4 protein-coding genes are annotated in these 6,277 nt (G+C 43.5%); 1 reads left to right on the top strand and 3 read right to left on the bottom strand.

Annotation, left to right across the window (positions count from 1 at the left end; translation table 11 throughout):
* Positions 1-689, top strand: a 689-nt coding sequence (locus I2C21_RS05435) for a restriction endonuclease subunit S (protein ID WP_195278728.1), incomplete at its 5' end; no start/stop codon positions are given.
* Here the strand turns inward: I2C21_RS05435 and I2C21_RS05430 are convergent.
* Genes I2C21_RS05430 through I2C21_RS05420 form a run of 3 tightly spaced genes read right to left on the bottom strand, consistent with a single transcriptional unit; the run spans position 682 to position 6,251 of the window.
* Positions 682-1,902 carry a restriction endonuclease subunit S gene (locus tag I2C21_RS05430; RefSeq protein WP_286167210.1) on the bottom strand — a complete coding sequence of 407 codons (1,221 nt, stop codon included), beginning with the start codon at positions 1,900-1,902 and terminating at the stop codon, positions 682-684. The two genes, I2C21_RS05435 and I2C21_RS05430, sit on opposite strands and share 8 nt — an antisense overlap.
* A gap of 2 nt (positions 1,903-1,904) precedes the next feature.
* Entirely contained in the window at positions 1,905-3,473 is a 1,569-nt protein-coding gene (locus tag I2C21_RS05425) for a type I restriction-modification system subunit M (RefSeq protein WP_007037443.1), read from the bottom strand.
* 12 nt (positions 3,474-3,485) lie between these two features.
* Positions 3,486-6,251, bottom strand: a complete 2,766-nt coding sequence (locus I2C21_RS05420) for a type I restriction endonuclease subunit R (RefSeq protein ID WP_195278727.1) — start codon at positions 6,249-6,251, stop codon at positions 3,486-3,488.
* Between the last annotated feature and the right edge of the window lie 26 nt (positions 6,252-6,277).

The following is a 6,277-nucleotide window of genomic DNA, read 5'->3' as shown; positions in this document are numbered from 1 at the left end:
TTCTCGATGCCATAGAGCGAAGAATTGAGACGCAACGTACTTTGGTTGAGACCCTCAAGAAGTATAAAAGAGGTGTCGTTCGCTCCCTATTATCGCCAGAGAATTGTGGTCTAAAAGAAGTTCAATGGCAGTGTGATACCATAGGCAATCTTGGTTCCTTTATCAAGGGTGCGCCATTATCAAAAGCCGATATTTCCGAAACAGGAACTCCATTTATTCTGTACGGCGAGCTATATACAACCTACCATGAAGTAATTACATCCGTTGTCAGAAAAACGGAAGCAGTAGTTGAACAAGTTTATCATAGTATGGTGGGAGATGTGCTTATACCTACTTCTGGGGAAACATCAGAAGAAATTTCCACAGCTTCGTGTGTTATGCTTCCGGGTGTTATTCTTGCTGGTGATCTTAATATTTTCCGAAGCACTAAAATTGACGGAAGAATAATGAGCTACATACTTAACCACATCGTCAACGGGAATATTGCCCGTATCGCTCAGGGTAAATCTGTTGTTCATGTACAGGCAAGTGAAATCTCAAAGATTGAAATATCATATCCTGATCCTGAGACACAGATCCGCATAATAAAAGTTCTTGAGGCAATTAGCAACCGTATAGAGTCATGTGAGAAGGTGCTAAATCATCTTGCTAAAATGCGCAACTCTCTGTTGCAGCAGCTTTTTATATAAAGAGTTGTTGCAAAAGAGCTTTTTTTAGATTCACCAATGTGGCCAAGCACTTCTCTGCATTTTGAATTTTGGCATCGAATGAAGAAAGCATTTTTGAAATTTGTTTTCTTTCCGTTTCGGGAGGAAGAGGCAACCTGCATTCATTAAGGATTCCTTTGGTTATCTGATTGATCGTTGCTGTACCCGTGTCCTTGAAAACTTGAGAGAAAAACATCTGGCTGTTCAAGTAATGAAAGATATACGTATCATTTAGCTTGCTACGAATTATCATCATAAATGCGCCCCATGTTGTCATAGGCATATTTGGGGGAATTAGCGCAGTTTTTCCAACAAGATTTTTGCTGCCATTTCGTACACACATAATGACATCATCACATTTTACTTGTAAGCTCTCATCCACTTTCTTGTCTACATAAACACAGTCATCAAAAGACAGCATACCATTTTGAATGTTGGATGACCTTAAAACAAGATACCCCGAAACTGAAACATCACTTGGACTATAAGTAAGCCCCTGTAAAAAATCAGCAACTTCGGATAAATAGACTGTCGGATATATATTGCTATTGATATTTGAAAAAAGCTTGTTAAGCAATCCTCTTTTATACTTCTTGAGGCTTTTGACAAGAGACTGCTGTGCATCTATGCGACGATCTAAAGTGATAATAAAGTTGGCTATTTTTCTCTGTTCACGAGTATCCTGCGGGAGATAGTGGATAGTCTGAAAAAAATCTTCAGTGGGCACATTCAGTAATCCGTGATTCCTTGCCCCTTCAGCAGAAATCATATATATTTCACGGTACCATTTCAGAGAGTCGAAATAAGCTCTGATAAAATCAGAATTATGCCTTTTTAGAGCAAAACAAATATATAGGGTGGACAAAGCCCCCATCGGATAATGATCAAGGCGTTTTATTGAGCCGAAATCATACCCAACAGAATAACTTTTATTGTAGGCATATTCTCCTTCTTTGAGAAGATAGTAGCTACTGATGTCTTTACTGGCAACCATCTTGTTGAAGTAGCTGATTTGATCGACAAGCCCATCTTTAGAAGAAATCGTCAGTGGAAGGTTCGTTTCATTCTTTGTGTTCTTTCGTGTCACACGCTCTGAAAAATCAGATAGCATTTCTGCCTTCCACGGCTCATCAAAGCCAGGGAAACGGAGTTTCGGACGCTTTTCGAGACCGTTACTTGAGGATACATTTGCCATAATTATTCGCCCTCCACTTCGAACGGGAAATCAAGTCCCAGCTCGTCAAAAAACGGTTTCAATTCTGCATCAATGCCCTTAATTTCGTTCTGGAGCTGGCGGATTTCCGCAGCTACTTGGTTCAGATCAATCTCTTCCTCCGGCTCGAAGGTATCAACGTACCGGGGGATATTGAGGTTGAAGCCGTTCTCTGCAATTTCCTGCATCGTGGCAACATGGGCATACTTGTCTACATCCTCACGACGCTCGTAAGTCTCAACAATCTTGTCAATGTCGCACTCACGGAGAATATTTTGGTTTTTACCGGCTTCAAAATCGCCAGAAGCATCAATGAACAGAATGTTGTCGGCATTGTCATTTCGCTCTCTCTTGAGGACAAGGACACATACCGGAATGCCTGTGCCGAAGAAAAGGTTGGCGGGAAGACCGATCACAGCGTCCAGAACATTCAACTTCTGGATAAGGTGTTTGCGGATCACTTCTTCTGCAGCACCACGGAACAGAACACCGTGAGGCAACAGCACAACAGCTCGTCCGTCCTCATCCATGTGATGTACCATGTGCTGAACAAAAGCGAAGTCAGCCTTGCTCTTCGGGGCAAGCTTGCCGTACTCATTAAAACGGGGGTCTTCCATAAAGCTCAGATCGCCAGACCACTTAGCAGAATACGGGGGATTTGCAACCTGAACACGGAATTTCATGTCACCAAAGTAGTCATGCTCCAAGGTGTCTCCGTTGTAGATATTGAAATTCCGGTAAGGAATGCCACGGAGAATCATGTTCATTCGGGCGAGGTTGTAGGTCGTGGAAGTTAACTCCTGACCATAGTAGTTACGGACATTAGCATAGCTCTTGAGGCGAAGCAGAAGAGAGCCAGAGCCACAAGTGGGGTCGGCTGCATCCTTAACATCAGTCAGCCCAAGGCAAGCCAAACGGCACAGCAGTTCAGCAGGCCCGGAAGGAGTATAGAACTCGCCAGCCTTTTTACCGGCTGTTGCTGCGAACTGCCCAATCAGATACTCATAGGCATTGCCAAGGACATCAATCTTCGTGTCTTCCACACTAAAGTTGATCTCATCCAAAGAGGCAATGATTTTTGCCATAACAGCACTTCTATCCTTAACTGTGTGCCCCAACTTAGTAGAATCGAGCTGCATATCGGAGAACAGTCCGTCAAAATCCTCCTGCGAATCGTTGCCAAGAGTAGATTCCATCAGGGAGTTAATCGCTTTCTGTAAAAATTCAATATCAAAAGAACGATTTTCAACCATTTTGACCATCTTGCGGAACAGAAATTGTGGCTCAATGATAAATCCTAAGTCACGAAGAGCTTCCTCTACAACTGCGGTCTTATATTCCTCATCAGTCCAAGCATCCTCATAGCTGATATTATCATCTTTCAGCAGATTGGTCATGTACTTCTCGGTGCGATCCGAAAGGTAGTAGTAGAAAATCATGCCTAAGATGTAGTTCTTAAACTCGTAGGCTTCCATATTGCCCCGGAGAGCGTTTGCCATTGCCCAAAGTTTGTTACAAAGCTCCTTCTGGTGAGCCTGAATACTGTTGTCCATTTCACATTCTCCTTATTGATATTTTTCGGTATGCTGCCGGATAAAGTCTACAATCCTATTGACTAAGGAACGTTTTTTCAACAGCGGCATCGGTTTTTCGATACGGTCACGAATGTTACCCGCATCCATTGTACCGGAGAACTCGTATTCCGAGATGAAGTCAGTAAGCATAGCGGGGTCGATTTCCTCTGTTTGCGCAAAGGCAACGATTTCCTCACGCTTTGTCTCATTCTCAAAGTCGTTGTAAGCAGCGTCGATTTCGTCTGCACTCTCAAGGCCAACAACAACACGGTCTAAGAAGGCTTGCAGGATCTCAACCTTGCGAAGCAACTGCGGATTATCGGTTCGTCCCAGTTCTTCCTTGATGTGCTTAATATCATAGTCCTTCTGTTTAGCATCATCAAAGTGGATGTTACGGATGAGGTTCATGATATAGGCAACATTAATCCTGTCGCTCTCCATTAGCTCGATGCAGAAGTCCACATCGTTCAGAACAGAGACAACTTCTCGATCTTTCTTGTGCTTTGCATAGAGCATCAGGTATTTACTCTTATAGTCCTGATATTCCTGCTCTGTCATGATAAGTGAGTCCTGGTCAAAGCTGAACTCAATGAAAGTTTGCAGAGATTGGAGATACTTCGTAAGCTCACGGAAGGTCTCAACGAAAAGCTTCTGGTCATCCTCACTCTGCATAGTGTCGATGTCAGCCGGTGTCTGCGCAAGTTGCTTCAACCGAGTAACCATCTCATTGAATTTCTCTACAAAGTAGGGATATTCGGGAACGACAATGCCCGACGTGTCGTGGCTTTTTGAGAAGAGCGTAAGAGCATCATCCGTTCTCTTCTTCAAGTTTCGATAGCAGATGATAATACCGAAGGGCTTGGTTTCTTTTTCCACACGGTTTGTTCTGGAATAGGCTTGGAGCAGATCGTGGTATTTCAAGTCCTTGTCTACATAGAGAACGGACAACTGCTTGCTGTCGAAGCCGGTCAGGAACATATTTACAACCAGAAGGATGTCAAGGGGCTTTGTCTTCTTGCCCTTCACACGGTCGGAAATATCTTTATGGTATGCAGCAAATGTATCTGTCGAGAAGTTTGTGCTGTACTTCTCGTTATAGTCCTTGATGATCCGTTCCAGGGCATCCCGACTATGTTCATCTTTACCCTCAGCCTCTTCATTCTGCCCATAAGAGAAGATACCGCTAATATTCAGGTCATGTTTGATCTTCTTGAAGATGTCGTAGTATTTAATCAGAGCTTCAATCGAAGAGACAGCAAAGATGGCTGTGTACTGACCATTTCTCGTTTTTGCCTTGTGATTCTGAACGATATGGTTTGCGATCAGAGACATCCGTTCCTCGGACATATAGAGTTCACCTACATCAATCGCATCCGCCATTGTGGGATCGTCCCAGTCAAAATCACCTTCCATTGTTTTAATGTACTCAATATGGAAGCCGAGAACATTATTATCGAAGATAGCGTCCTTGATGAGATAATTATGCACACATTCTCCGAACAGCATTTCCGTTGTCTGCGTAATTTTCCCCTCAGTCTTTCCGTTCACCTCAAAACGGGGTGTGCCGGTAAAACCAAAAAATTGCGCTTTTTGGAAGTGCCGAACGATGTCCTTATGCATATCTCCAAATTGACTACGGTGACACTCATCAATAATGAAGACAACCTTTTCATTTTTGTAGGTGTCCATGATCTTTGAATACTGAGGCCGCTTAACCGCATTGGCCATTTTCTGCATCGTAGTAACGATAAGCTGTCGGTTTTTATCCTGCATCTGTTTTACAAGGACATCAGTACGATCAGTTGCATCAACAGAGCCGTTCTCGAACTTGTTGAACTCTTCCGTTGTTTGAGAGTCTAAGTCCTTCCGGTCAACGAGGAAGATGACCTTTTTAATGTTGGGGTTGGCTGCGAGAATCTGTGCCGTCTTAAAGGAAGTCAGTGTCTTTCCTGCGCCGGTTGTATGCCATACGTAGGCATTGCGGTTAGTAAGTGTAGCTTGCCGGACAAGGGCTTCCACCGCATATACCTGATAAGGACGCATCACCATGAGCAGTTTATCCGTGTCGTTAAGGATGGTATATCTCGTCAGCATCTTTATGATGTGATCCCTTGCAAGGAAGGAGATGGAGAACTCTTTCAAGTTGGTAATACGCACATTATTGAAGTCCGTCCAGAAGAAGGCGAGGCTATGAAGCATATCTCTGTCAGAGTTGGCAAAATACTTTGTATCTACACCATTGGACACTACAAAAAGTTGGATAAAGTGGTACAATCCATTGTAGGAATGCTTTTTGTAGCGCATCACTTGATTGACAGCTTCTCGGATGTCAATGCCACGCCGTTTCAATTCCACTTGAATAAGCGGAAGACCATTGACGAGTATTGTCACATCATAGCGATTGACATACTTGCCGACAACAGTTGTCTGATTTGTCACCTGAAAAATGTTCTTTGTGTGGTCGGCATCGAAGAAAGAGAGGTACACCTTCGTCCCGTCCTCACGCTCCAACACGAACTTATCTCGAAGGATCTTTGCGCTCTGGAAAACAGATTTTCCGAGCATGATATTCATTACACGCTCCCATTCTTTGTCGGTCAAGGGGCGGTCAAGCTTCGCTGAATTAAAGGTTTCAAATTGAGCTTTGAAGTTTTCTACCAGTGCGTCATAGTCTGGTATAGAGACGCTGGTATAGCCTTGCTTATTGAGCTGGTCTATGAACTGTTGCTCAAGGGCTGCTTCGCTTTGGTATGACATATCTTCATCTCCTATACTTGAGGATA

Origin of the sequence: Clostridium sp. J1101437_171009_A5, from assembly GCF_015547905.1 — a bacterium.
Taxonomy (GTDB): Bacteria; Bacillota; Clostridia; order Oscillospirales; family Oscillospiraceae; genus Pseudoflavonifractor_A; species Pseudoflavonifractor_A gallinarum.
This window is presented reverse-complemented; position numbering and strand designations above follow the sequence as displayed.

Excerpts from the sequence above, each read along its gene's own strand:
- I2C21_RS05430 (WP_286167210.1), bottom strand. The coding sequence starts at position 1,902 with ATGGCAAATGTATCCTCAAGTAACGGTCTCGAAAAGCGTCCGAAACTC.
- I2C21_RS05425 (WP_007037443.1), bottom strand. The coding sequence starts at position 3,473 with ATGGACAACAGTATTCAGGCTCACCAGAAGGAGCTTTGTAACAAACTT.
- I2C21_RS05420 (WP_195278727.1), bottom strand. The coding sequence starts at position 6,251 with ATGTCATACCAAAGCGAAGCAGCCCTTGAGCAACAGTTCATAGACCAG.